The organism is Bacillus sp. SDLI1, from assembly GCF_001553895.1.
Lineage (GTDB): Bacteria > Bacillota > Bacilli > Bacillales > Bacillaceae > Bacillus > Bacillus siamensis.
Genome location: NZ_CP013950.1, coordinates 1,612,914 through 1,637,500 on the forward strand (window position 1 = coordinate 1,612,914; position 24,587 = coordinate 1,637,500).

Here is a 24,587-nt window from a genome sequence, read left to right on the forward strand (position 1 = left end):
CCGCAAAACAGCGAGAATTTCCGCACACATTATTGGAGGAATACCATGTCAGACAAGTCACTGCACCACCGCTATATTCCCGGACTGGATGGACTTCGCGCCTTTGCCGTCCTCGCCGTGATCGCATATCACCTGAATTTTAATTGGGCAGACGGCGGTTTCATTGGTGTTGATATCTTTTTTGTTTTATCGGGATATTTAATTACATCTATTATATTGCCTGCCCAAGGCAATGACATCACTCTCGATTTGCGTGATTTTTGGGTGCGCCGGATCAGACGGCTTCTGCCGGCGGCTTATCTCATGATTATCACGACAGTTATTTGGGTCGTACTGTTTAACAGCGAGCTCCTGCATACCGTACGCGGAGATGCGGTCTCCTCACTTTTTTACATAAGCAATTGGTGGTTTATCTTTCATAAACTTTCTTACTTCGACAGCTTCGGATCCCCTTCGCCATTAAAAAACCTGTGGTCGCTGGCGATTGAAGAACAGTTTTATATCATATGGCCCTTTTTGCTGCTTGCGGGAATGTACATATGTAAAACACGGGCCCGGCTTGCAGCCGCGGTCATGTTCCTCGCGTTTTGCTCAGCAGTCGCAATGAGTATGATGTATGTGCCCGGCGGAGATCCGAGCCGCGTTTATTACGGGACGGACACCCGTTCATTTGAATTGCTGATCGGCTGCGCTTTAGCTTTAGTATGGCCGATGAAACGATTATCTTCCAAACGGCTGCCGAGCAGCATGAAACACCTGCTTCACGGGGCAGAGCTTGCCGCCTTTGCCGCACTGGTGCTTTGCGTCTTTTACACGGATGAATATGAACCCTTCCTGTACAAAGGCGGCATGCTTTTGATCAGCATCACCGCAGCGGTTCTTGTTGCATGTATATGTCATCCGAGCAGCTTTATAGGATATGTCCTTTCATGGAAACCGCTTCGCTGGATCGGAACGAGATCATACGGAATCTATCTTTGGCATTACCCGGTTATCGTGCTGAGCACCCCGGTGCAGGAAATCGGAAATCCGGTTTATTGGCACTGCGCCGTCAGAATCGGCGCCACTTTCATTTTGGCCGAGCTTTCTTATCATTTCATTGAGAAACCGATCCGCACTGCGGGCTTCCGGCCTTTTTTACGCCGCGTGTTTCTGAACCGCTTTTTGGAATGGAAGACGGCCTCTGTCATCAGCAGAATGTCGCTCGGCCTCATTCTTGCCGCCATTCTCGTATTTGCGGGCGGGCTGTCAGGGATAGCCGAAGAGAAAAAACAGCCGCAATGGACGTACGCGCAAAGCGAGCAGCAAGAAACAGCCGTCGCTTCGCACAAAACGGCCGATCACAATCAACCTGCTAAAGAAGATGACAGCAAGAAAAAACACGGCGGCGAAAAAACGGATACCGCATCAGACAACAACAAGAATAAACCAACAGGCAAATCAGATACGAAGAAGACGAAACACAAAAAGGAACAGTCATCTCAAAAAACGGCTGATCCAAAACAAACACAGCCTCAGCAAGACGTGCTGGCCATCGGTGACTCGGTGATGCTGGACATTGCGTCATACCTGCGGCAGTCCCTTCCTCATGTCACCATCGACGGAAAGGTAGGAAGACAAGTCTCTCAAGCACTCCGGCTCACTTCGGAATATGCATCATTTAATCAGCCGGACAAAGCGGTCATCATCGAGTTAGGAACGAACGGCTATTTCACAAACAGCCAAATTGAATCATTGATCAGCTCCTTCTCAAAAGCCGATATCTATCTTGTCAACACACGTGTGCCCCGGCAGTGGGAAAGCAAAGTAAACGAGTCATTGCGCCGGCAGGCCGAGTCACGCAAGAATGTGACCCTTGTCGATTGGCACGCAAAAGCATTGCAGCACCCTGAATACTTCACACCAGACGGCGTCCATCTCATACCCGAGGGATCAAAAGCGCTGACATCCCTCATCGTTCAAACAATGAAATCATGACAAAAAAAGAGGCCCCCAAAAGGCCTCTTTTTCGTATATCGTCAGGCAAGCTTCTGTCCGCAATTCGGGCAAAAATTCGCGCCTTCCGTTTTCGTTCCGCAGTTCGGACAAAATTTCGGCTTAGCCGCTCCTTCCGAGCCGTTTGCCTGCGCCGCCCCCTGATTTTGCTGACTTTGATTCTGCTGCGGCTGGTTCTGCTGATTTTGATTCATTTGGTTCATCATTTGATTGGCCATATTCATTCCCATCATCATGCCCGCCATGTCAGAGGCAGCACCGCTTCCGCTCATTTTGCCGGATGACATTCCGTCCGTCATGGAAATCTGCTGATAGCGGTTCACATCGCCCACCATGCCGAAAGAAGCGTTTTTCGTAATCATATCCTGCACTTCCTGCGGATAGTTAAAGCTCATAATATTGAAGCCCGTAATCGACATCCCGTCTCCGATCAGCTGCATATCAAGGTCTTCTTGAATGCCTTTTCCGATTTCAAATGAATTCGACTGCAGATTGAACATGTCTTTTCCTTCTTTTGTGATCCATTTCATCAAAAGCTGATCGAGAATAGACGTAATCCGGATTTTAATGTCATCCACTAAATAGCTGTCCTTGACACCCGCAATCTTATCAATCAATCCGATGTAGTCAATGACCTTGAAGTTAAATGTGCCGTTTGCTCGGATCGGCATACCGCCCGGCATTCCCGCCGCCGGAATGTTAATGGCGTTTTTCGTGCCCCACTTCACCGTGAACTCCTTCGTATTCACAAACAGAACTTCAGCCCGCATGCCGCTGTTAAAGCCAAACTTAAATCCTTTTAATGTCGATAGAAACGGAATGATTTCTGATTCGATATCATAATCGCCGTCATCACGGAAAATCCCTTCAATCTTTCCGTTGTATAAAAAGATGGCATCCTGCCCCGGCCGGATGATCAGACGGCTGCCTTTTTTAATTTCACGGTTGTTCCATTTATAAAAAACCATGTCGTCTCTGAATTCTTCCCATTCCACCACATTTGCTAACTGATTTCTGAAAAAGCCCATGTATGTTCAAATCCTTTACGTTAAATTTAAAAGCTTCCCTTGCTTCCGCTGTAAGACGTGCCGCCTCTCGTGACTCCGCCGTCATTGTCATTATCTTTGTCAGGCTTTCTTTCTCTTGTCACGTCCGTTCGGATATATGTGTCGTGCTGGTCCAGCACTTCAGACGTATCGTGATCCATATACGTGCTTCCGGTGACGGTGACCCTGCCGCCGGAATTGTACACCATCACTGTGACGGCGATACCGGCTGCGGCTGCGGCGATAATCAGCTGAAACCACCATGTGAGCAGCAGATTGTCAGACTTGCTGTCCGGGCTTTTCCCCATATCTTTATAAGACATTTTAATGTAGGTCTGAAATGCCTTTTCATAATGACCTGCGGAAATGTCTGACGAAATCGTATTCCTGATCGTATTCAGCCGGCTGCTGTTCAAATACGTCTCCGCCTTTTTATACCCGGAGATAAATACTTCCCGATCCTTCATATCAATGGTCAATATCGCCGTGCTTCCGCTAAAATGACTGTCATAAAAATCACCGGCATACTGCTCAATGTCCTTACCGCCCGTTCCTTTTGCGGTAAGAATGATAAAATCGGTATGGCGCTTTGCCCCGAGCTTCCCCGCCAATTCCTCAAGTTTCTTCGTTTCATCCTTCGTTAATAAATGAGCATTGTCATAAACATATTGCGTCTGTTCCGCAGCAGACGCTGTTGTATGTAAAGAAAAAGACAGCATCAGAAAAAGGACGAAGCACAAGAGACACGCTTTTTTCATCGATCCTCTCATCAAAAACCGCCTCCTATCATAAGGGAGACAAGTCTTAATGCTAAAAACGCACCAGCGGTTATGCCGCCGAACCATGCGGCCACTTTTCCGGCGCTGATCGGCGGTTTGCCGACAACCTTGCCCGTCTGCCCGTTCATCGCGAAAATATGTTCAGTCCGTTCAAAATCGTAGCTGACCATCCAGACCGGAAGCAGTACGTAAAAGCTGCTGATCTTATCAGTCTGAATCTGTTCATCCGTTATGTCAGCCGTCGTATAGCCGGAGAAGGTGGATCTGATATAAGAATCAATATAATGGCTGATTTTATCCTTCGCCCGCGGAAAGAGATCGTCATCGGTATAATTGTACTTTTCCGCTATATAGCCAGCTAAATAAGCCGTATTAAACTCCTTCAGCTCACTGTAAGCGTAAGGCTCCAATTTGTCCATTAATTCATCATTCATTTTTTCTGAAGCGTCGACCGGAATTTTGAGATAATCGAGATTGATATCACGATACGCGTTGTAATACTCAGTCTCCGTCACCCGGTATTCTCCTTCATCATAATGATGCACTCTCGTACAAACGGCATTGACCTGAACCTTGCTGTTTAAGTCAAACATCCAAAACGGCACGTACATACCGGTTATGCTCTTCACCCGATCGGCAGTCATAAATCCCCTCGGTGTCAGCCGGCCGTTTCGGCACCACTTTTTAAAAGCGCTCATGGCCTCTTCTTTACTGATCGTAAAAGGAATCACCATGGAAGGCGCGAGGTTTCCCGATAATCGGTCGGCGAGAACGGCGGCTCCTCCGCAAAATCCGCACGTTGTGGCCGTCGTTTCCGCCTCAGTCATCAGAACCGCGCCGCAGTTCTCACAGCGGTACTCGTTCGCCTCATTTTCGGAAAATCTCGTCGTAATATACTCCTTTGGCAGGCTTTCAATCTGATCCTGCCGCCCGCAGCTGTGACATGTCAGCATGCCGGATGAACTGTCAAAGACCATATCATCTCCGCAGTTCGGGCATTTATAAGAAATGATCATTCTGTTTCTCTCACTTTCTCTTTATATCGGACAAAGCTGCAGCCCGCTTTCTATTGGTCTTTACTGAAAAGCATTTTCTGCTTGAGCGCCGCCAGTTCATCATCAACACTGCTTTGATTGCTGTCATATTTAGCCGTCAGCTCGTCAATATCGTCTTTCGGAGACGCGTTCAGCTCCGCCATCGCATTGGCATGATCAAGCGCCCGGTTGACCTTGTCTTCCATTCTGCCGAAAGCGGTCAGCGATTGGCCCGCATTTGACACAGAGGACCCCAGTTTATTCATTCTTTCCTGTGTTTTCGCCACAGACCACTTCGCTTTGATGGCATTTCGCCGCGACTCAAGCTCTCCGATATCAGCAACAAGCTTGTCATGCATTTTGCGCATTTGAGACGCGTTGGAAGAAGCGAGCTGATAAGCTGTTTGCAGCTCAGTCAGTCTTGATTCAACAGCCGCTTTCCTTTCCAAAAATGTCCGCGCATCGGCTTCATTTCCTGCCTGTAAAGCTTTCATCGCGTAGCTTTCCATCTTTTCGGCATCGGCCTGACATTCCGTTAACGCTCTTTTCGCCCGCTGTTCCTCAGCCATGACAGAAGCCGTCTCCGCCTTCACTTTTCCTAAATCACTGTTCAGATTCCGCAAATATTGATCAACCATTTTCTCAGGGTTTTCAGCTTTATCCAGCAACGCATTGATATTACTTGACATAATGTCTTTAAATCTTCCTAAAATACTCATTTTTCATTTTCCTCCTAAAGTTAAATAGTAACAAATTCACAGTTATATATACTGATTTTTTTCGAAAAAAGTTTCAATTTCTCATGAATTTATGTATTTTTATATGAAAATAGTCTCATCGAGCCCGTTTTTGCCGGCGGATATTCTTCATGACCAGATACAGTGAAAACAAAAAATAAATAAACAGCCCGATCATCAATCCGCTCACTAACGGATAATGCTTAGCAGAATACACGAAGAAATCCAGCTGCGATATCTGCTCGGGCCTTGTAATTGTATCCGTCCCATTCAGCAGCTTTGAAAATTTAGCCGTATAATTCCAATCAAACGAATCAGAAACAAGCTCACTCCCCTGATACCAATTCACAGCAGCGAGACAGAAAAAACAAAAAACAGAAAACGCGCATTGCACAATAAGAAAAATATGTTTCATGAACATTCCTCCGCAGTCCAATATTTAAAGACCGTCACCCTGTACATGACGGCAGCAGCAGAAACTTGGTTTTACTCGGGATCTGATAAAAACGTTATTGTATGTACTTCACAATGGTTCAATTTACTGGATATCTCTATAGAGTATACCGTATATCGAAAAGGGTTTCAGTCCTAAATAAAAAAGGATGCTTCCCGAAGTCCGATGACTTTCAAGAAACATCCTCCATATTTTAAAGTGATACTTCAACCTCTTTTAAGGTCGGCAAAGCATCGATCGCACCGATTTTGGTGCACACGAGCGCCCCTGCCTTATTGGCAAATGAGACAATATCACGCAGCTTCGCAAAATCAGCGGCTGCCGTCTGAATCTCATCAATGCGCGCCAGCTGATACAGCGCCGCTCCGACAAACGCATCTCCCGCTCCCGTTGAATCTATTGATGTCACCGGAATACTCGGAATGATGTCAAGATCCTTTCCATTTGAAAGAAGGGTCCCGCTTTTTCCGAGTGTCACCGCCACAATGCCGGCCCCGATCTCATGAAGGATCGCAACACCTTCTTTATGATCCTTCGCACCGCTGATGATCTCAAGCTCCTCGTCACTGACTTTCACAAAATCACTTACGGCAATTGCTTTTTTTGCGGTGTTTATAAACTCTGAAACTCTTCCCTTCCATAAATCCTCCCGGTAGTTAGGATCGAAGGCAACAAACTGTCCATTGTCTTTCGCAATCGACATCAGCCGTAAATAGGCTGAGCAAAACGGATCTGATAACAGTGCCGTCGCTGAGCCGAAATGAAGGATTTTCGCATCGTTGACCCTTTCCTGATCAATATCCTCAAGCGTAAACAAAGCGTCCGCTCCTCTGTTAAACACAAAGTCGCGCTCCCCATTTTGTTTTAATGAAACAAACGCCAGCGTTGTAGGCGCTTTCTCATCCATGACGAGCATAGAGGTATCGACGTGTACGGCGTCTAATGTCTGCTTCAGAAAATACCCGAACGGATCCTTGCCTGTTTTTCCGCTGAAAGCCGCGTCTCCGCCCAGTTTGGCAATCGCTGCCGACACATTCGCCGGTGCCCCGCCGGCACTTTTTAAGAAATTGCGCCCTTCCGTCAAATCGACATCCACATCGGTACAAAAGAAATCAATTAATAATTCTCCAATACAAATAACAGATTGGCTTCCCACATTATCACACTCATTTATCAATTCTCGATTATAGTTTCAGTATAGTGCTTTCTGTCATAAATACAACCGTTTACATTGAATATTTTAAATTTTACATATACTTATCTTGCAGCTCTTTGCTCCAGATCAGACATCATCTGCTGATATTTTTTTTCAGTTAAAGGATAAAAAGAAATAAGAATAATGGACAGCAGAATGAACAATCCCGGGATGAGCGCATTCATATTTTTAATCGCATTCAATGACGATGCCGCCTGTTCGGTATTCGCGGCATACCCGGCGATTTCGAGATAAACGGCCGAAAATGACCCGGCTAACGCAACGCCGAGCTTATTGATAAAACTCATGCTCGATATCACCACGCCATCAGCCCGGACTCCGGTTTTCCATTCCGCATAATCGACACAATCGGCAACCATTCCCCAAGCAAGGGTATTCAAAGGCGTCGTGAAAAATCCAGAAACGAAAAGCCAAAAGAAAATAAGCGGAATCGAGGAATACGATGTAAACTGAAGGCCCGCATAAGAAATCAGCGATAGCGCCGCCGTGATGATCATGACCTGCTTCCGGCCCCGCTTCTCAGCAAAGAAAGGAATAAACAGATTGCTGATCAGCGCCGCTCCGAAAAACAATACGGTTCCTAAAAACACAAATTCCTTATGGCTGACGTTATACGTAAAATAGTACACCATCGTGCTGAGCTTAATGTTAAACCCGATCGCAAACGCTAAAAATGAAGAAACCAAAATAAGCAAAGGCTTATTTCTGAACAAAACAGATAACGTTTTTTTCATTCCTTGTTTTTTTCTTTTTTCAGGCTGAATCCGCTCCCGTACAGTAAAGAAACTGAACAGATTCAATGCGATGCTCACCGCCGCATAAATAAGCGCCGTCATCTGGAAACCAAACGCCTGGTCTTTCCCGCCGATGGCGTCCGCAAGCGGTGCCGCACAGGAAATCGATAACAGAATTCCGATATAAACCAAAATCATCCGTGTCGTCGTCAAAACCGTCCGTTCCTCCACGGAATTCGTCATCCGCCCCGTTAAGCTGTTGACCGGGATCGTCTGCATGCTAAAGGACATCCCAAGCAGAATATAGGTGATGTACGCGTATACCATGTTTCCCGTCTCGCCGAAATGAGGGGTCGTGAAGCATAAGAACGTAAATAGCGCAAAAGGAAACGCCACCCACAGCAGATACGGCCTTGCCTTCCCCCATCTAGTATTCGTCTTGTCTAAAATCACACCCATAATCGGGTCAAAAATAGCGTCCAGCACCCTTACGATCAGAAACAAAGCTGCAATAACCGCAGGCTTAATGCCGCCGACGTCTGTATAGTAGAATAATAAGTATGCGTTTACAAACTGAAAGATCATATTGTACGACATATCGCCGAATCCGTATCCGATCCGTTCCATCCAGGACAGGCCGCGATGTTTCATCTTTATTGCCGCTGCTTTTTCTGTTTCAATCATCATATCCCACCCCAAGAATCCGTTTTCATTTTTGATAAGCAAGAGGGAGAATGCAAAGATCCTCCCCGTTCACTCAGCGATTTGGATACACCATCACTTTTAAGCATTCATTTTTGTATTGAAGGGCGCGTTCCATCGCCTCTTGCGTCTGCTCAAGCGGATATTGGTCCGTTACAAGATGCTTCGTGTCCACAATGCCGGAAGCGAGAAATTCAATTCCCTTCGGATACGTATTGGCATAACGGAAGATTCCGTATATATCAATCTCGTTATCTGCAATAAACGGCACATTGAGCGGAATCTCGTTCTGAGAAGGCAAACCGACAATCGCCAGTTTTCCGCCCCGGCGCACGGAAGCCAGTGCGGATTGCAATGCCGCCGGATTCCCCGCTGTTTCCCAGGCAGCATCAACACCTCTGTCATTTGTGATCGTTTTGATTTCTTCACCGACATCCTGTTCACAGACATTGATGACATGCGTCGCTCCTATTTTCTTCGCGGCATCTAACCGCAGCGGCTCCAAGTCGGTCACAATAATTGTGCCTGCCCCGTATGCTTTCGCTGCCGCAACAGCCATTAATCCAACAGGCCCCATTCCCATAATCGCAACCGTTGATCCGGGCTGAAGCTTCGTTCTCGCTGCCGCATGAATACCGACAGAAAACGGTTCAATCAAAGCCGCATCTTCATAGGAAAGTGAATCCGGAATCAAAAAAACAAAGTCCTGACGCATTTTGATGTATTGGACAAACGCGCCGTCAACCGGCGGCGTCGCCAAAAACTGTACATCCGGACAAAGATTATAACGCCCCTCCTTGCACGCCTCACAGCGTCCGCATGTGACACCCGGTTCGACAGCGACCCGGTCTCCTATTTTAAATTGATCGACAGACGATCCGACGGCGGCAATTTCTCCCGCGCATTCATGACCGAGGATAAATGGTTTTTCCACTACATAATTGCCGATTCTGCCATTTGTATAGTAATGCAGATCAGATCCGCAAATTCCGACAGCCATCACCTTTATCAATACTTCATCATGATTGATCTCAGGCACGGGCAATGTTTCGATTTTGATTTCTCTCGTGTTATGCATAACCGCCGCTTTCATGTTTTGAGGCACTGTGTGAGTCATTTGGCAAAATCCTTTCTCTGCTCTGAAATGTAAGTGCATACATTTTTGTTTTCTCTGTTACTGCCCCCATTTTATCTGCTTTTCAAGACATGCAAAAGCCTTTCCTGCTGTATAAAAGGACAGCGGCACTGTACTTTTTATTTTTTCATATACAAAAAACACTGAATTGATAAAATAGTACTAATAGGAGGTGCAGGCTAATGGCTGAACTTGAAAACCGGACACAATTTGCAGAACTGCTGGCGCCTGCCGTCAAATCGCTGAAACTTCATTCTGATTACAAAATCAAAAGGACAAAGAACGTAAAAGCAGGACAGTCTTATATAGACAAAATTGCACTCCGATTAGGCGTATCCTCTAACACGATCAAAAGCTGGATCGGACAGATGGGCGCAAACTACATTCCCGGACGAATTGACGACGGAAAGCTGTTCGGCATGATCTGGATTATTATAGAAAAGACCGACATGGATCCTGAATGGCTGACCGGCCTTCTGGAAAACACCACGATTCCCGTCATCAAGCCCGCATTGCCCGTTTGGACGGCGTCTTGTCTAAAAAAAGCAAAAATACGCCGGAAAGACGGATCATTCGGAGCACCGACTGATGAAGATGTTGAAAAAGCAGTGAAGCGGCTGTTTCATGACAGACCAAGCCATAAAACGAATGCGCTTACAGAACAGTCCGTCACGCATAACTTACCGTCACGCCGGACCGGAAACTTTATCGGCCGCGGCTTTGATATAGAAGCGATCCGCCAATGGATGCTTTCTCCGTCACCGGTCTGTTTAATCACAGGCTGGGCCGGCATGGGAAAAACAACGATCGCTCTTGAAGCAGCCTGCCTTTGTGCCGGAGGTTCTTCAAATTGGCCGGCATTCAACAGCATCATCTGGATCAGCGCTGACTATAAAGGATTAAGCTTCAGCGATTTTTTAAACACGATTGCCTACCAGCTCGGACGCACCGAACAAATCGACAAATCCATCAACGAAAAACGGTTCGTCGTCCGCAATGCATTAGCCGCTCATTCAAATGAAAAACCCGTGCTGCTGATCGTTGACGGCATTGATACAGCGCAACGTGACATTCACGAATTTATCATCGGCCTTCCGCAAGGCGTAAAAGTCCTCCTTACAGCACGGGAAAACGTAAAACAGACATATCGGGACGGTCTCGGAGAACTGGCTGCCATCCAGCTGAGCGGTCTTGAACAAACGGATGCCCTTGATTTTTTTCACCAAGAAGTGCACCGCTGTCTGCAAACATGCAATCTCCCGCATAAACGGGAAAAGCTGGAGCAGCTGTTGGAGCTACCGCCTGACCTTAAGAATGAATTTGTCTCGGCAGCCGCCGGCAACCCGAAGGCCATGGCACTGAGCATTGCATACATGTCAGACGACGACATCCCCGCTCCCCAGCTCATTCAAGAGCTTAAACAAGCGGGTTACTCATTATTGGAATTGTTTGAGGTTCTCTTTGGCCGCACATGGGAAAGGTGTCATGAAGACACACGAAAACTATGGCAGACGCTTTGCTTTTTCGCTAAACCCCCTGACGAAACAAGCTTGGCTCAAGCGGCCGGATTAGACGCCCGCCGTTTTCATTACGCGATTGAGCAAATGCGGTCATATGCTTTAATACAGCCGGAACGAAGCGAAGGAAGAATTCAATATTCAGCCCATCAAACTGTTGTCGCTTACGGAGAACAGCACTTATCCGAAAATCACGAATTTGCAAAAGAAGCCCGCAGCCGCTGGGCGCATTATTATATGGATTATGCGGAAACCCATATAAAGCGGGAACAGCCCAATTCTGTCTATTGGAGCTACCTGCTGGGACGGAATTTAGAGCAAATGAAAAAGGAATGGCCGAACATCCTAAAGGTCATCGAATGGTCGAGCGAAACCGGACAACATGAAATCCTGATCAAACTCATCATCCGTATCAGCCATTTTCTAAGCAGAATCAACCTGCCCCTGCGAATCAAATACGGATTAAAAGCCGCCGATGCCGCCCATCAATCAGGCGAACACACACGGGAAGCCTACTTCAGGATCGACACGGCAGGCTGGGCGCTGATGGAAGTCAACGATTCAGACGGAGCTCTCAAGCAAATAGAAGCCGGCCTGAAGATACTCGAACAATCAGGCGCGCCGGATCACGATGACTTGAAAGTATGGGGAATCGCCCTGCAAGCAAGGCTGCTGTTAAAAATCGGAGAACCGGACAAAGCGGCAGCAATGCTGGACGGCATCAAAGATCAGCCCGTCTCGCCCATTATCCGGCACAGGGTTCTTCTGGTTCGCGGCGACCTGAGTTTCGCCCGCTCTCACTACGAAGAAGCCATCACATTATACGAAGCGGCAAACACAACCAGCGCCGCATACGGCGGCGAAAAAACAATAGAAGCCTATTTCAACCTGGGCATGGCTTACGTCAAGTGTGATCAACTCGAAAAAGCGGAAAAAGCCTTTGAACAGATGCTCTATGACAAACACAACGCCAATCAAGTTGAACTGATCTACTATCATTACGGGATCGCACAACTGTTGTACCGAAAAGGAGAGAAAACGAAAGCAATAGAATCGAATCAGAAGGCGATGCGTTTGATTGATTCGTGGGAGCCTGGGATTGGGATTCGGGGTGAGGTGGAGCAAATGGATATTCTCATTTAAAAGACAAATACATTGCGGCTAGCGGTACGAGCTTTGAAAAACACTCATGACCTTGTTGTTTTTAAAGATAAAAAGGTATCTTTATCAGTACAGTAAATTGATTAAGATACCTTGATTGAAAAATTAATATTTCACAGAAAACAAATTTCTAAAGTTAAACTTTTTAACAACAAGAGGTTAATACTTATACAGCCGTATTAATGCTGTACTGTAATATAATGTTTTAGTTCACCTGACCAATATCTTCCTCCCCAATCCTGTCCAACTTGCACATCATACTTGCCTGCAGGAAGATTTTTCGTTGAAAAACTCACACGAAAATTACGTGAACCAATACTATGCGAAATATCTTTTCTGGCAAATACTTTACCTTTATTATTTAATATAATTACTGAAAAGCCATTATCTAAATCCCTAGCCAAAGTACCCGTAACTACAATGGAAGTAGCACTTTTCGTATATGTATTAGCATCTGTTTTAAATTTGATTGTACCTTTCGAATCCATAGCTAAGGCTTCTGACCCGCCTGCGAAAATGGCAACTCCCAAAAGTACTGCTGTAAACAGGGTCATTACTAACTTTTTCATCTTTAGAATTCCTCTTTTCTTTTTAATATTTTAAATCCAAAATTATAATAACATATTTTCCTAAAAAAAACAGAGGTTTTTCCATATATTTCTTCTGAGAAATGAATAAGTATGATAGAAATTTATTAATATTAATGCATATTTAAGATTCTTGTGAAATGAAGCTTAAAATTTGAAGTATAGTATCATCTATAAAACCTTTGCCAAGGTGTCCTTCCAAGCGCCCAATGGATATGGGGTAGAAAACACAATGTGAATAACAGCATGATAAGTTCCTCATGTTTCCCCCTTTCTCTTTCCTTCCATACTATTAAACAAGACTATTCTAATACCCTTGAACTGCATTTAAAATTGGTTTAGTGTTATTATTTAATAAAGATCTGTGCAATGAAAACTCTTTCTGTCCGATATACCCTTAAGTATTCCTAATCAACATTATGCTGGTGAGTTCAAATATTTCTTAATTCAAACTCTAGTTCTTCTGCTCTTTTTCAAGATCCAAACAAGTAATGCAATAAAAACGACGTTAATTAAAAACGCAGAAATAACATAAGTTTCATCTGAAACGCCAATATACTTCCCTCTCGATTCTAAGAGATTCCTTACTTGCTTACTCCATAAAGAACCATTCAGCGAACTATCGTCTGCTCCAAATGTAATTTGTGCTGTTTCCTTATTGCTGCTTGTAATATTAACACCATAAAATACTGTATACCTATTGTTATAAAAGATAGGCATATAAGAATAGTCAGAAACTAAAGGCTTTACCTTTTTGGCAGGTAATGCTACGTACAAAATCGCAGAATAATTACCTACCCCTGTTTCAAATTGCTCTGCTTTAATAAACTTCGTGTTTGAAGGTAGATCAATATTATAAAAATGCTCAAAAATTTGAATATCTTCTTCCGAAAAATCTGTTAATTGGTAGTAATGCGGATCAATAATACATTTATGAAAATACCATCCATTAAACAATAAAAAACAGGCACTTATTAAAATTACTAATACTGCCTTATATATAATCTTTAACTGTATCACAATGATATGCGCCCCCTCATAATATGCATTACTTTTGGGAAGAATTAATTATTCAGATTTTATTTTTCTTTAAGGCAATCTGCAAATGCTTGTGCAATTGTTTGACCATCCTCTTAGGTATAATTATTAACAGTAAAATGATGTTTAAATTTCAAATAGACAGGATTGTTGGTGTTTAAATAGTACTCTGCATCCTTAGTAACTGCTTCAAATGAATTATTAAATCTGTTTTTGGAAAATTGAGAGTATCTTGTACTATAGCCGATGCTAACTTAAATAAATTAGCATCATTCATTCGTAATTTGAGATGAATGATAGAAATAAAAAAAGCCCCTCACAAATTCATTGAACTTGTGAGAGACCTCGTATGGCATTACATCTGGCAACCCCTTATGTCCAAACAGGGATCATAATTTTTTACATCATGCCGCCCATACCGCCCATTCCGCCCATGTCAGGCATTCCTGCGCCGCCGGCGTTTTCTTCCGGTTTGTCAGCGACAACGGCTTCAGTTGTTAAGAGCATTGCTGCTACAGAAGCTGCGTTTTGCAGAGCAGAACGCGTCACTTTTGTCGGGTCAACGATACCTTTTTCGATCATGTTTACCCATTCGCCAGTTGCAGCGTTGAAGCCTACGCCGATTTTTTCGTTTTTGAGGCGCTCAACGATGACAGATCCTTCAAGACCAGCATTGTGCGCGATTTGACGGATCGGCTCTTCAAGCGCGCGAAGCACGATGTTGATACCTGTTTGCGCATCGCCTTCTGCTTCAACTGCAGCGACTTTGTTGTATACGTTGACAAGCGCTGTACCACCGCCGGAAACGATACCTTCTTCAACAGCTGCGCGAGTTGAGTTGAGGGCGTCTTCGATGCGAAGTTTACGCTCTTTCAGCTCAGTTTCAGTCGCAGCGCCGACTTTGATGACAGCTACGCCGCCGGCAAGTTTCGCAAGACGCTCTTGTAATTTTTCTCTGTCGAATTCAGAAGTTGTTTCTTCCACTTGAGCGCGGATTTGGTTAACGCGTGCAGCGATTTTTTCAGTATCGCCGGCGCCTTCTACGATTGTTGTGTTTTCTTTCGTTACAACAACTTTAGAAGCGCGTCCCAATTGTCCGATTTCAGTAGATTTCAGGTCAAGACCTAAATCTTCTGTGATCACTTCTCCGCCTGTAAGAACGGAAATGTCTTCAAGCATTGCTTTACGGCGGTCACCGAAGCCAGGAGCTTTAACGGCAACAGCGTTGAATGTGCCGCGAAGTTTGTTGACAACGAGTGTAGCAAGAGCTTCACCTTCAACATCTTCAGCGATCAGAAGCAATGGTTTGCCTTGCTGTACAACTTGCTCAAGCACAGGAAGGATTTCTTGAATGTTTGTGATTTTTTTGTCTGTGATTAAGATGTAAGGATTATCAAGAACCGCTTCCATCTTATCAGAGTCAGTCACCATGTAAGGAGATGCATATCCGCGGTCGAATTGCATACCTTCCACAACTTCAAGCTCAGTTGTGAAGCCTTTAGACTCTTCGATTGTGATGACGCCATCGTTTCCTACGCGCTCCATTGCTTCAGCGATAAGGCTTCCGACTTCCTCATCAGCAGCAGAGATCGCAGCAACCTGAGCGATAGACTCTTTGCCTTCGATCGGCTTAGAAATTTCTTTTAAGTTTTCGATTGCAACGGTTACGGCTTGTTCCATACCTTTACGCACGCCGACAGGGTTAGCTCCTGCAGTTACGTTTTTCAGGCCTTCACGGATCATAGCCTGCGCAAGAACTGTTGCAGTCGTTGTACCGTCACCGGCAACGTCGTTTGTTTTGCTGGCTACTTCAGCTACAAGCTTCGCACCCATGTTTTCAAACGCGTCTTCAAGTTCAATTTCTTTTGCGATTGTCACACCGTCATTTGTAATTAACGGAGAACCGAATTTTTTCTCCAGAACCACGTTGCGTCCTTTTGGCCCTAAAGTTACTTTTACAGCGTCAGCAAGCGCATCGACACCGCGAAGCATAGCGCGGCGTGCTTCTTCACTAAACTTAATATCTTTTGCCATGTTAACGAAACCTCCTCGAATTTTTAAAAGTATTTATTTGCTTAGCCGATAACAGCTAAAATGTCGCTTTCACGTAAGATTAAGTATTCAGTACCTTCGTATTTCACTTCAGTACCGGCGTATTTTGAGAAGATAATGCGGTCGCCCTCTTTTACTTCTAAAGCAACGCGCTCTCCGCTTTCCAACACGCGACCTGAACCGGCTGCCACGATTTTGCCTTCTTGCGGCTTTTCTTTTGCAGAATCCGGTAATACGATTCCGCTGGCAGTTTTTTCTTCAGATTCTACGAGTTCAATGACAACGCGATCACCTAATGGCTTTAACAATGTAATAACCTCCTCAATAGTATGAATATGTAATTTTAGCACTCAGCTCTAAAGAGTGCTAACACAATTATTATAATAAAGAATCTCACTTCCAATTTCAAGTCATAAGAATAAAAAATTTTCACGCTTACATCATTCTCTCTTACAGCGATTTTCTCCTTTTTTCACGTCTGGTTCACTTATGTTACAATAAGAACAAATAAGTTGATTTTATAGGATAAAGGAGTACATATCATTTGAGAAAACAGTATTGGTATATCATTTTGACATACGTTATCATGCAGCTTTCCGCATTGATCGGCATTCCTTTAATGTACAAATTCGGCTATGCGGGCGGGCATCCTACGAATGCGAATCTCACCATGGCTCAGGGGATTTATTCCGTCGTAAGCTTTTTTATCTGCCTGATTATCGTTCTCTTGATTTTGAGAACCGCGCCGAAGCAGACATTAAGAAACGGGAAGAAAGCATCCGCCGGCATGTCCGTTCTCTGGGCGGTCGCGGGAATATGGCTCGCTTTATTTTCTCAAGGTATCGCCGGAATGATTGAGCAGTATGTCTTTCACGTGAACAGCGGTTCCGAAAACACGAAAGCCATTCTCAACATTATAAAAGCCATGCCGCTCATGATTATCGTTTCTTCTATCGTCGGGCCGATTCTTGAAGAAATCATTTTCCGGAAGATCATCTTCGGTGTATTATATGAAAAAACGAATTTCTTTTTCGCCGGACTGATCAGTTCCGTCATTTTCGGCATTGTGCACCAGGACCTCACACACCTGCTGCTATATACGGCCATGGGCTTTACCTTTGCGTTCTTGTATGTGCAGACGAAACGGATTATTGTGCCGATATTCGCCCATGTCATGATGAATACCATTGTCGTGGTCATGCAGCTCGGCCCCGCCCAAAAATATATTGAACAGCATAGTGAACAAATGCAATTAATTATTGGAGGATTGTTTGTATGAGGAACCCAATGACTTGGGGCTTGATTTATTTCGCAGTCGGCTGTATCTTTACGTATTTGGCCGCAAGCTCGCCGGGAAGCATGTGGTCTTTTTATTCCATACTGCTGATGGTTTTCGCCGCTTATAATATCAGCATCTCGTTTAAAATGTTCGCTTTCTCATTTAAAGTGAAGAAAAATCAAAAATAAAAGAAAAGCCATTTCTCATCATGGAGAAATGGCTTTTTTTATGCTGATACGTCCTGGTCGGATTCGCTGCTGCCGGTCTGCCTTTTCCGATACGCCGCTTTTGAAATCAGGATACTGACCTCGTATAAAATGCAAAGCGGAATCGTAATCATCAAGTGAGACAGCAGCTCAGGCGGCGCAATCATCGCTGCGATCACAAGCAGCACAAAATACGCGTACTTCCTGATCTTCGATAAAAACATCGGCGTGATAACACCGAGTCTCGTTAAAAACATGATCAGCACCGGCATCTGAAACAGCAGCCCGAACGGAATCGTCAGCTGCAGCAGAAAATGAAAATACTCGCTGATTCCGATCACTTGGTTGACATCGAGGTCATTCGAGACCCGCTTCATAAAATCAACGACCAGCGGAAATAAAATATAATAAGAAAATGACACACCGCCGACAAACAGCACGATCGAAATCGGAATATAGCTGAGTGTTACTTTGCGCTCCTTCTCATACAGCCCCGGGCTGACAAACGCCCAAATCTGATAGAGAATAATCGGCGAAGTCAAAATGATGCCGATAATAAACGCGAACTGCAAAAAGATAAACAGCGGATCCGTCAGGTTAAAAGCATTAAGGGTGAGCTCTTTTACTTCATCGGCTTTTTGAAGATACACAATGATAGGTTTTGCCAGAAAAAAGCCGGCAATAAAGAAAACCGTAAAGGATAACGCCACAATCAGCAATCGTTTCCGAAGTTCGGCAATATGCTCCACAAGCGTCATTTGATTCACTCTCATACGCGTCATCCTATCTTACTGTTCTTCTTTCTTTTTTTCCTCTTCTTCACCGGCTAATCCCTTAGTGGCGTTCTTAAATTCACGAAGCGTGTCCCCCGCGGCTTTTCCTAACTCGGGAAGCTTCTTCGGACCGAAAATAATCACCGCCACCACACCGATAACAGCCAGGCTTCCAGGACCGATCATGTGCAGCTCCTCCTTTCGTTATTCAATTTCTTCCAAAACAGAATAATGCTTTAAGAAATAAACCAATGATTGAAGCTCTACAGCTAAATCTATATGATGAATTCGAATGTGATCCGGCACATTCAAACGGGCCGGCGTAAAGTTAAGGATTCCCTTGATTCCGAGCGACACGAGCCGATCGGTGATTGACTGCGCGGCAACCGCCGGAACGGTAAGAATCGCCACGGGTTCATCCTTAATGTGAAGCTCTAAATCATTAAGAGCATAGACAGGCACGCCGCCTACCTCAGTTCCTATTTTACTCTGATTCACATCAAAAGCCATAGATATTTTTGTGTTATTATTTTTTGTGAAATTATAGTGAAGAAACGCCGTCCCTAAATTCCCGACACCGATCAAAATGACGTTCGTCGTTTCATCCTGATCCAGTGTTTTTCTGAAAAATGACAGCAGGTAATCCACATTATAGCCGTATCCTTTTTTGCCGAGCGCCCCGAAATAGGAAAAATCCCGGCGGATCGTGGCCGAATCGACTTTTACCGCATCGCTCAGTTCAGCAGATGAAACGCGCTGCTTTCCTGACGCGTGTAAATTCTTTAAAAAGCGGTAATAAAGCGGCAGCCGTTTTGCTGTCGCCTGCGGAATTTTTGATTGATCCTTGTTCATGATTGGTCCTCCACTTTATACTCAGATGCATCTCTTTTAAAATCACCGTTTTTGCCTCCCGTTTTTTCCATGAGGCAGGTCGGGCCGATGACCATTCCTTTATCCAGCGCCTTGCACATGTCATAAACGGTCAAAGCACAGACTGAAGCGGAAGTTAGCGCTTCCATTTCCACACCTGTACTCCCTTTTGTTTTTACGCTTGCCTGTATATGAAGAACGGCTTCGGAATCCTTTTCCTCCCAGCCGAATGAAATGTCGACGCTGCTTAAAGAAAGCGGGTGGCACATCGGGATAATCGCTGAGGTCTGCTTTGCAGCCATGATTCCGGCCACCTGTGCGACAGCCAGTACGTCTCCTTTTCCGATCTCGCGTTTTTTGATTCTGCTGTACACGTCATGCTTCATGTGTACGCTGGATATTGCAGCGGCAGTACGGACTGTTGAAGATTTATCGCTTATATCCACCATGCGGGCACGGCCTTCTTCATTAAAATGAGAAAATCCATTCATATTTAAACTCTCCTTACTTCTGATCATACACTATTTTCTCCCTGATGTCTTATCCTATAATGTTCCAATTCTGATGTATTGTTTGCTGACAGCAGGTTGATAAGCTACACTTAACTTATTATAACAGAGGTGAAATAATATGATGATCTTACAAATTAATCAGCTGTCCAAATCTTTTGGCGCTGATCCTATTTTAAACAATATAAAGCTTGAAGTCAGATCTCGGGATCGCATCGCCATTGTAGGCAGAAACGGAGCCGGCAAATCAACTCTCCTTAAAATTATCGCAGGTCACCTTTCATATGAAAAGGGTGAATTAATCAAACCGAAAGAATTAACGATGGGATATCTTGCCCAGCACACAGGCTTGGAATCCCAGCTTACCATAAAAGAAGAACTGCTGAGTGTTTTTGATTTCCTGAAAGCAATGGAAAAAGAAATGCGTTCTATTGAAGAAAAGATGGCTACGGCCGCCCCCGCGGAGCTTGAGACACTGATGAAAACCTATGACAGGCTTCAGCAGGACTTCAAGGATAAAGGCGGCTATCAGTATGAAGCGGACGTCCGTTCTATCCTTCACGGCCTCGGTTTCGGAAAATTTGACGATTCCGTGAAAGTGCAAAGCCTGAGCGGCGGTCAGAAAACAAGGCTTGCACTCGGCAAGCTTTTGCTGACCCAGCCTGATCTGCTTATTTTGGATGAACCGACGAACCATCTCGACATCGACACGCTTACATGGCTTGAGCACTATTTACAGGGATATTCAGGCGCCATCCTGATTGTCTCCCACGACAGATATTTCCTTGATAAAGTCGTCAGCCAAGTGTACGAGGTCTCACGGACAGAAAGTAAAAAATACCTCGGCAACTACAGCGCCTATTTAGAACAAAAAGCTGAGCAGTATGAGAAAGACCTGAAGCTGTATGAAAAACAGCAGGACGAAATCGCCAAGCTCCAAGATTTTGTCGACCGCAACCTGGCCAGAGCATCAACAACAAAAAGAGCCCAAAGCAGACGAAAGCAGCTTGAACGGATGGACGTCATGGCAAAGCCGCTCGGTGATGAAAAATCAGCCGCCTTCCGTTTTGACATTACAAAACAGAGCGGAAACGACGTCCTTCGCGTACAGGATGTTTCCATCAGCTATGACGGCCAGCCGCCGCTTTTGAAAAACCTGACCTTCGGCATTACAAGAGGGGAAAGCGCCGCCCTCGTCGGACCGAACGGGATCGGCAAGTCAACCCTGCTGAAAGCCATTAACAATACGCTCAGTCCGAAATCCGGGTCGATCACGTACGGCTCCAATGTCACAATCGGCTATTATGATCAGGAGCAAGCCGAACTGACCTCATCCAAACGCGTCTTGGACGAGCTGTGGGATGAATATCCGGACATGCCGGAAAAAGAGATCAGGACATGCCTCGGCAACTTTCTGTTCAGCGGAGACGATGTCCTGAAACCTGTCCGTTCTCTAAGCGGCGGTGAGAAAGCAAGAGTTGCGCTTGCCAAGCTGATGCTGCAAAAAGCAAACTTTCTCATCCTTGATGAACCGACAAACCACCTTGATCTGGACAGTAAAGAAGTGCTGGAAAACGCCCTGATCGACTATCCGGGAACCCTGTTATTTGTATCGCATGACCGCTACTTTATTAACAGGATCGCCACAAGGGTGCTGGAGCTGTCTCCGGATCATGCAGAAGAATATTTGGGTGACTATGACTATTACACCGAGAAAAAAGCCCAGCAGCTGGAATTGGAAGAAATGAAACGGCAGGAAAAAGAGCAAGCACAGCCTGCCGGCAAGGTCAAACAGGATACAAAAAGAACATACGAGGAAGAAAAAGAATGGAAAAAGAAAGAACGGCAGCGCCTGAGACGCATTGAAGAAATCGAAGCAGCCGTCTCATCCGCCGAAGAGAAAATCAGCGCCAATGAGGAGCTGCTGTGCGACCCTGACGTGTATCAGGATCATGAAAAGGTACAGACCATTCACACAGAGAACGAAGCTCTGAATCAAGAGCTGGAACGATTATTAGCGGAGTGGGAAGAACTCTCCTCAGAAGAATAGAAAAAGTCAAGCACCTCTTTAAGGGGTGCTTTTTTATCCACAGCTTTTCTCCTTGCCTGCTATTTAAGTAAGCGCTTTATACACACTATCCACAAAATTTTCTGACTTTATCCACTTTACTAACAACTTTCAGACCCTTATCCAGCCTGGATTTCTGAATATATTCACAATCCTGTGGATATGTTAGAATTATCTGTTAATAAATTAAAAAAGCCTCACGTTTTACAACGTGAGACGCTCAAAAGATGTTAATTCCAAGCCGGGCTGTCCGTTCATATCATATGAACCCCGGATTCCTTTTTCAAAAGCAACGGTTCCGGCAGCCGCAATCATCGCTGCATTGTCTGTGCATAAAGAAAGCGGCGGGATAACAAGCTCAGGATCTCCCGGATGGCTGAATTCCTGCTGCAGAGCGGCTCTCAGCCCTTTGTTGGCGGCTACGCCTCCTGCCAGCAGCACTTGTTTAACCCCGTATTCTTTCGCGGCTTTAGAGGTTTTTGCCGTCAGTACATCAATGACACTCTGCTGAAAGCTCGCAGCAAGATCCTCAGGAGGAATCACCTCATTTTTTTGCGAGGCGTTATGGAGCGTGTTAATCACGGCTGACTTCAGCCCGCTGAAGCTGAAATTGTAAGACCCCTCATCCAGCCACGCACGCGGAAGCGGAATAGAATCCGTTCCCACAGCAGCCAGCTTATCAATCTGCGGCCCTCCCGGATAAGGAAGCCCCATCGTTCTCGCCACTTTGTCGTAAGCTTCGCCTGCGGCATCATCCAGCGTTTCTCCGATAACCTCGAATGAACCGTGCTCTTCCATATAAACCAATTCCGTATGTCCGCCCGACACAACCAAAGCAAGCGCCGGGAACTGAAGCTCCTCTACCAGTCTGTTTGCATAAATATGGCCCGCAATGTGATGGACGCCGACTAACGGTATTTGATGGGCAAAGCTTAACGCCTTTGCCGCATTGACTCCGATTAACAGGGCTCCGACAAGTCCGGGTCCTTCCGTTACCGCAATCGCATCGAGATCACCAAAGCCCATCTCCGCTTTTAAAAGAGCTTCCTCAATCACTAAGGTAATCTGCTCCACATGATGTCTGGACGCAATTTCAGGCACGACCCCGCCGAACCGTTTATGGCTTTCAATTTGCGAAGCGACTACGTTTGAAACGATTTCTTTACCGTTTTTCACGACTGAAGCCGCTGTTTCATCACAGCTTGTTTCAATTCCTAATACATAAATATCTTGTTTTTCACTCATGTAATGTCACCCACATTAATAACGCATCTTCCCCGTTATCTGTATAGTATTGTTTTCTGATTCCTCCGGCCTGAAGACCGAATTTTTTATATAAGGATTGGGCGGGATGATTCGAGACCCTGACTTCGAGAGAGAGCCTCCTTGCCTTTTTTTCTCTGCACAATTCTACCGCAGCGCGAAACAGAGCTTCTCCCAATGATTGGCCCCGGTATTCCGGCTTAATGGCTATATTCGTAATCTGCGCGTCATCTATAATAATCCAGATTCCGCAATACCCCGCCAGACAGCCGTCCTTTTCAATGACAAGGTAGTGCGCATACGGATTTTCCAAAAGCTCATGATAAAATGAATCCTTCGTCCACGGAGAAGTGAAGGATGCTGTTTCAATTTCATAAATTTGATCAATATCTTCCGGCCGCATGCTTCGAATCGCCGTTTTCGTTTTCATCCCCATCACCCTATTTTTGAGATTCCATCCATTTCGCTTCAGCCTCTGCCAGACGCAAATAATCTGGAACAAGGCTGTGGACATCCGCTTCTTCTTTTTCCAAGCCTAAAAACGCCAGCTCTGACGGCCGCGGATTATGCTGTGCAGCCGTTCCCATCACTGCTTGAGATGTCAGTTCATGCAGAATGGTTTCTTCATGAATGGCTGTATCATGCCCTAAAAATAAAACCGGAGACGCTTTTTCTTTCAGCATGCCGAGCCAATCCGTCAAAAGCACATTCTGATCAGGAAGAACGGATTGTAATCGGCCGTCCTGATATTCATAAAGTCCCGTATACACCTGTCCGCGTCTGGCATCAAATAACGGGCAGATCAGACCTTGAAAATGCCGTCCGTTCGCCGCCAGCACCTCAAGGCTCGACACAGCGGAAATCGGAAGCTTCAGCGACCAAGCCAAAGTCTTCGCCAGCGTCACACCGATTCTGACACCAGTGTACGATCCCGGTCCTTTCGCCACCGCTATTTTCGTAAGGTCCTGCGGTGTTAGGCCGCAATCCTCCAGCAATGAATTGACAGCAGGCATCGCCCGCACGGAATGATTCTTTTTTAAATATGTAATATACTCCGCCATCACCGTTTTCTCACGAACGAGCGCGGCACCCAGCGTGTAATTTGACGTATCAATTGCCAGTATTGTCATGTTTATTAATCTCCTCACAAAGCGTTTCATACCGTGTTCCGCAAGCCGTAAAGGTAATGTCCCTTTCCTCATCACCGGCTCTCTTGATGACGATCTGCAGCCGTTCAGCGGGCAGCTGATCCTGAATTAAATGAGCCCATTCAATTAAACAGACGCCTTGTCCTTCAAAATATTCTTCAAGGCCTAAGTCTTCGCTTTCATCCTCCATGCGATACACATCCATATGATATAGAGGAAGCGAACCATCATGGTATTCTTTTATAATTGTAAAGGTCGGGCTGTTTACCACTCTTGTGATCCCC

At 45.3% G+C, this 24,587-nt stretch carries 25 protein-coding genes (1 of these 25 only partly in view); 5 read left to right on the plus strand and 20 right to left on the minus strand.

Annotated elements, in window-relative coordinates:
• Positions 1–45: 45 nt before the first annotated feature.
• On the plus strand, positions 46–1,977 hold the full coding sequence (locus tag AUL54_RS07510) for an acyltransferase family protein (protein ID WP_060963422.1): 1,932 nt from the start codon (positions 46–48) through the stop codon (positions 1,975–1,977).
• 41 nt (positions 1,978–2,018) lie between these two features.
• On the opposite strand, the gene AUL54_RS07515 is transcribed toward AUL54_RS07510, so the two are convergent.
• The 8 genes from AUL54_RS07515 to gutB all read right to left on the minus strand — a co-directional run bounded on the left by AUL54_RS07515 (position 2,019) and on the right by gutB (position 9,814).
• A complete protein-coding gene (locus tag AUL54_RS07515) occupies positions 2,019–3,023 on the minus strand; it encodes an SPFH domain-containing protein (RefSeq protein WP_060963423.1) in 1,005 nt (334 codons plus the stop codon).
• A gap of 26 nt (positions 3,024–3,049) precedes the next feature.
• Complete coding sequence (locus AUL54_RS07520; protein ID WP_060963424.1) at positions 3,050–3,811, minus strand: TPM domain-containing protein; 762 nt, start codon at positions 3,809–3,811, stop codon at positions 3,050–3,052.
• Positions 3,811–4,836, minus strand: a complete 1,026-nt coding sequence (locus AUL54_RS07525) for a TFIIB-type zinc ribbon-containing protein (protein WP_060963425.1) — start codon at positions 4,834–4,836, stop codon at positions 3,811–3,813. The genes AUL54_RS07520 and AUL54_RS07525 overlap by 1 nt, the downstream gene beginning before the upstream one ends.
• Before the next feature lie 50 nt (positions 4,837–4,886).
• Entirely contained in the window at positions 4,887–5,573 is a 687-nt protein-coding gene (locus AUL54_RS07530; protein WP_060963426.1) for a PspA/IM30 family protein, read from the minus strand.
• Positions 5,574–5,688: 115 nt separating this feature from the next.
• A complete protein-coding gene (locus AUL54_RS07535; RefSeq protein WP_060963427.1) occupies positions 5,689–6,006 on the minus strand; it encodes a YjdJ family protein in 318 nt (105 codons plus the stop codon).
• A gap of 232 nt (positions 6,007–6,238) precedes the next feature.
• Positions 6,239–7,201 (minus strand): carbohydrate kinase family protein, encoded by a 963-nt coding sequence (locus AUL54_RS07540; protein ID WP_060963428.1) that lies wholly within the window; start codon positions 7,199–7,201, stop codon positions 6,239–6,241.
• Between the two features lie 101 nt (positions 7,202–7,302).
• Entirely contained in the window at positions 7,303–8,679 is a 1,377-nt protein-coding gene (locus AUL54_RS07545; protein ID WP_060965070.1) for an MFS transporter, read from the minus strand.
• Between the two features lie 73 nt (positions 8,680–8,752).
• A complete protein-coding gene (gene gutB / locus AUL54_RS07550) occupies positions 8,753–9,814 on the minus strand; it encodes a sorbitol dehydrogenase (RefSeq protein ID WP_060963429.1) in 1,062 nt (353 codons plus the stop codon).
• Positions 9,815–10,014: 200 nt separating this feature from the next.
• Here gutB and AUL54_RS07555 point away from each other — a divergent pair, with 200 nt between their 5' ends.
• Positions 10,015–12,492, plus strand: a complete 2,478-nt coding sequence (locus AUL54_RS07555) for a tetratricopeptide repeat protein (RefSeq protein WP_060963430.1) — start codon at positions 10,015–10,017, stop codon at positions 12,490–12,492.
• A gap of 197 nt (positions 12,493–12,689) precedes the next feature.
• Here the strand turns inward: AUL54_RS07555 and AUL54_RS07560 are convergent, their stop codons facing one another.
• From AUL54_RS07560 to groES, 4 genes are all read right to left on the minus strand, one after another.
• Positions 12,690–13,079: a hypothetical protein gene (locus AUL54_RS07560; protein ID WP_025284353.1), complete on the minus strand. Its 390-nt coding sequence runs from the start codon at positions 13,077–13,079 to the stop codon at positions 12,690–12,692.
• Positions 13,080–13,544: 465 nt separating this feature from the next.
• Positions 13,545–14,117: a hypothetical protein gene (locus AUL54_RS07565; protein WP_060963431.1), complete on the minus strand. Its 573-nt coding sequence runs from the start codon at positions 14,115–14,117 to the stop codon at positions 13,545–13,547.
• A gap of 417 nt (positions 14,118–14,534) precedes the next feature.
• Entirely contained in the window at positions 14,535–16,169 is a 1,635-nt protein-coding gene (gene groL / locus AUL54_RS07570; RefSeq protein WP_003155941.1) for a chaperonin GroEL, read from the minus strand.
• Positions 16,170–16,210: 41 nt separating this feature from the next.
• Positions 16,211–16,495, minus strand: coding sequence for a co-chaperone GroES (groES, locus tag AUL54_RS07575; RefSeq protein WP_003155970.1), 285 nt, complete (start codon positions 16,493–16,495; stop codon positions 16,211–16,213).
• A gap of 236 nt (positions 16,496–16,731) precedes the next feature.
• Between groES and AUL54_RS07580 the strand changes: the two genes are divergently transcribed.
• On the plus strand, positions 16,732–17,466 hold the full coding sequence (locus AUL54_RS07580) for a CPBP family intramembrane glutamic endopeptidase (protein ID WP_060963432.1): 735 nt from the start codon (positions 16,732–16,734) through the stop codon (positions 17,464–17,466).
• The gene (locus AUL54_RS07585) at positions 17,463–17,654 is read left to right on the plus strand and encodes a YdiK family protein (protein WP_003155975.1); all 192 of its coding nucleotides are present in this window, start codon (positions 17,463–17,465) and stop codon (positions 17,652–17,654) included. Before AUL54_RS07580 ends, AUL54_RS07585 begins: the two co-directional genes overlap by 4 nt.
• A gap of 38 nt (positions 17,655–17,692) precedes the next feature.
• Here AUL54_RS07585 and tatC read toward each other — a convergent pair whose 3' ends face one another.
• The 4 genes from tatC to moaC are packed head-to-tail and all read right to left on the minus strand — an operon-like array spanning position 17,693 to position 19,806.
• Complete coding sequence (gene tatC / locus AUL54_RS07590) at positions 17,693–18,454, minus strand: twin-arginine translocase subunit TatC (protein ID WP_101605578.1); 762 nt, start codon at positions 18,452–18,454, stop codon at positions 17,693–17,695.
• A gap of 6 nt (positions 18,455–18,460) precedes the next feature.
• Entirely contained in the window at positions 18,461–18,631 is a 171-nt protein-coding gene (locus tag AUL54_RS07595) for a twin-arginine translocase TatA/TatE family subunit (RefSeq protein WP_003155981.1), read from the minus strand.
• An 18-nt stretch (positions 18,632–18,649) separates the two neighbouring features.
• Positions 18,650–19,297: a redox-sensing transcriptional repressor Rex gene (locus tag AUL54_RS07600; protein WP_060963434.1), complete on the minus strand. Its 648-nt coding sequence runs from the start codon at positions 19,295–19,297 to the stop codon at positions 18,650–18,652.
• On the minus strand, positions 19,294–19,806 hold the full coding sequence (moaC, locus tag AUL54_RS07605) for a cyclic pyranopterin monophosphate synthase MoaC (RefSeq protein ID WP_060963435.1): 513 nt from the start codon (positions 19,804–19,806) through the stop codon (positions 19,294–19,296). Before moaC ends, AUL54_RS07600 begins: the two co-directional genes overlap by 4 nt.
• A 139-nt stretch (positions 19,807–19,945) precedes the next feature.
• Between moaC and AUL54_RS07610 the strand changes: the two genes are divergently transcribed.
• Entirely contained in the window at positions 19,946–21,874 is a 1,929-nt protein-coding gene (locus AUL54_RS07610) for an ABC-F family ATP-binding cassette domain-containing protein (protein ID WP_060963436.1), read from the plus strand.
• Between the two features lie 222 nt (positions 21,875–22,096).
• On the opposite strand, the gene tsaD is transcribed toward AUL54_RS07610, so the two are convergent.
• The 4 genes in view from tsaD to tsaE are tightly spaced (at most 10 nt apart) and all read right to left on the minus strand, a layout consistent with a single transcriptional unit that may run on beyond the window.
• Positions 22,097–23,137: a tRNA (adenosine(37)-N6)-threonylcarbamoyltransferase complex transferase subunit TsaD gene (gene tsaD / locus AUL54_RS07615; RefSeq protein WP_060963437.1), complete on the minus strand. Its 1,041-nt coding sequence runs from the start codon at positions 23,135–23,137 to the stop codon at positions 22,097–22,099.
• Entirely contained in the window at positions 23,130–23,585 is a 456-nt protein-coding gene (gene rimI / locus AUL54_RS07620) for a ribosomal protein S18-alanine N-acetyltransferase (RefSeq protein ID WP_016937067.1), read from the minus strand. The genes tsaD and rimI overlap by 8 nt, the downstream gene beginning before the upstream one ends.
• 10 nt (positions 23,586–23,595) lie before the next feature.
• On the minus strand, positions 23,596–24,285 hold the full coding sequence (tsaB, locus tag AUL54_RS07625) for a tRNA (adenosine(37)-N6)-threonylcarbamoyltransferase complex dimerization subunit type 1 TsaB (protein ID WP_060963438.1): 690 nt from the start codon (positions 24,283–24,285) through the stop codon (positions 23,596–23,598).
• On the minus strand, positions 24,266–24,587 hold the 3' portion of the coding sequence (gene tsaE, locus AUL54_RS07630) for a tRNA (adenosine(37)-N6)-threonylcarbamoyltransferase complex ATPase subunit type 1 TsaE (RefSeq protein ID WP_060963439.1). 155 nt of this gene lie beyond the right edge of the window; the window shows 322 of its 477 coding nt (coding positions 156–477); its start codon lies beyond the right edge, outside the window — the gene reads right to left on this strand; the stop codon is at positions 24,266–24,268. Before tsaE ends, tsaB begins: the two co-directional genes overlap by 20 nt.

Bases quoted from the DNA above. Each gene is read 5' to 3' on its own strand.
- AUL54_RS07545 (WP_060965070.1), bottom strand. From the start codon at position 8,679: ATGATTGAAACAGAAAAAGCAGCGGCAATAAAGATGAAACATCGCGGC.
- AUL54_RS07525 (WP_060963425.1), bottom strand. From the start codon at position 4,836: ATGATCATTTCTTATAAATGCCCGAACTGCGGAGATGATATGGTCTTT.
- AUL54_RS07535 (WP_060963427.1), bottom strand. From the start codon at position 6,006: ATGAAACATATTTTTCTTATTGTGCAATGCGCGTTTTCTGTTTTTTGT.
- groL (WP_003155941.1), bottom strand. From the start codon at position 16,169: ATGGCAAAAGATATTAAGTTTAGTGAAGAAGCACGCCGCGCTATGCTT.
- AUL54_RS07585 (WP_003155975.1), top strand. From the start codon at position 17,463: ATGAGGAACCCAATGACTTGGGGCTTGATTTATTTCGCAGTCGGCTGT.
- moaC (WP_060963435.1), bottom strand. From the start codon at position 19,806: ATGAATGGATTTTCTCATTTTAATGAAGAAGGCCGTGCCCGCATGGTG.
- AUL54_RS07520 (WP_060963424.1), bottom strand. From the start codon at position 3,811: ATGAGAGGATCGATGAAAAAAGCGTGTCTCTTGTGCTTCGTCCTTTTT.
- tatC (WP_101605578.1), bottom strand. From the start codon at position 18,454: ATGACGCGTATGAGAGTGAATCAAATGACGCTTGTGGAGCATATTGCC.
- rimI (WP_016937067.1), bottom strand. From the start codon at position 23,585: ATGAAAACGAAAACGGCGATTCGAAGCATGCGGCCGGAAGATATTGAT.
- AUL54_RS07595 (WP_003155981.1), bottom strand. From the start codon at position 18,631: ATGATCGGTCCTGGAAGCCTGGCTGTTATCGGTGTGGTGGCGGTGATT.
- gutB (WP_060963429.1), bottom strand. From the start codon at position 9,814: ATGACTCACACAGTGCCTCAAAACATGAAAGCGGCGGTTATGCATAAC.
- AUL54_RS07610 (WP_060963436.1), top strand. From the start codon at position 19,946: ATGATGATCTTACAAATTAATCAGCTGTCCAAATCTTTTGGCGCTGAT.
- AUL54_RS07510 (WP_060963422.1), top strand. From the start codon at position 46: ATGTCAGACAAGTCACTGCACCACCGCTATATTCCCGGACTGGATGGA.
- AUL54_RS07530 (WP_060963426.1), bottom strand. From the start codon at position 5,573: ATGAGTATTTTAGGAAGATTTAAAGACATTATGTCAAGTAATATCAAT.
- tsaD (WP_060963437.1), bottom strand. From the start codon at position 23,137: ATGAGTGAAAAACAAGATATTTATGTATTAGGAATTGAAACAAGCTGT.
- AUL54_RS07515 (WP_060963423.1), bottom strand. From the start codon at position 3,023: ATGGGCTTTTTCAGAAATCAGTTAGCAAATGTGGTGGAATGGGAAGAA.
- AUL54_RS07600 (WP_060963434.1), bottom strand. From the start codon at position 19,297: ATGAACAAGGATCAATCAAAAATTCCGCAGGCGACAGCAAAACGGCTG.
- tsaB (WP_060963438.1), bottom strand. From the start codon at position 24,285: ATGACAATACTGGCAATTGATACGTCAAATTACACGCTGGGTGCCGCG.
- AUL54_RS07555 (WP_060963430.1), top strand. From the start codon at position 10,015: ATGGCTGAACTTGAAAACCGGACACAATTTGCAGAACTGCTGGCGCCT.
- AUL54_RS07560 (WP_025284353.1), bottom strand. From the start codon at position 13,079: ATGAAAAAGTTAGTAATGACCCTGTTTACAGCAGTACTTTTGGGAGTT.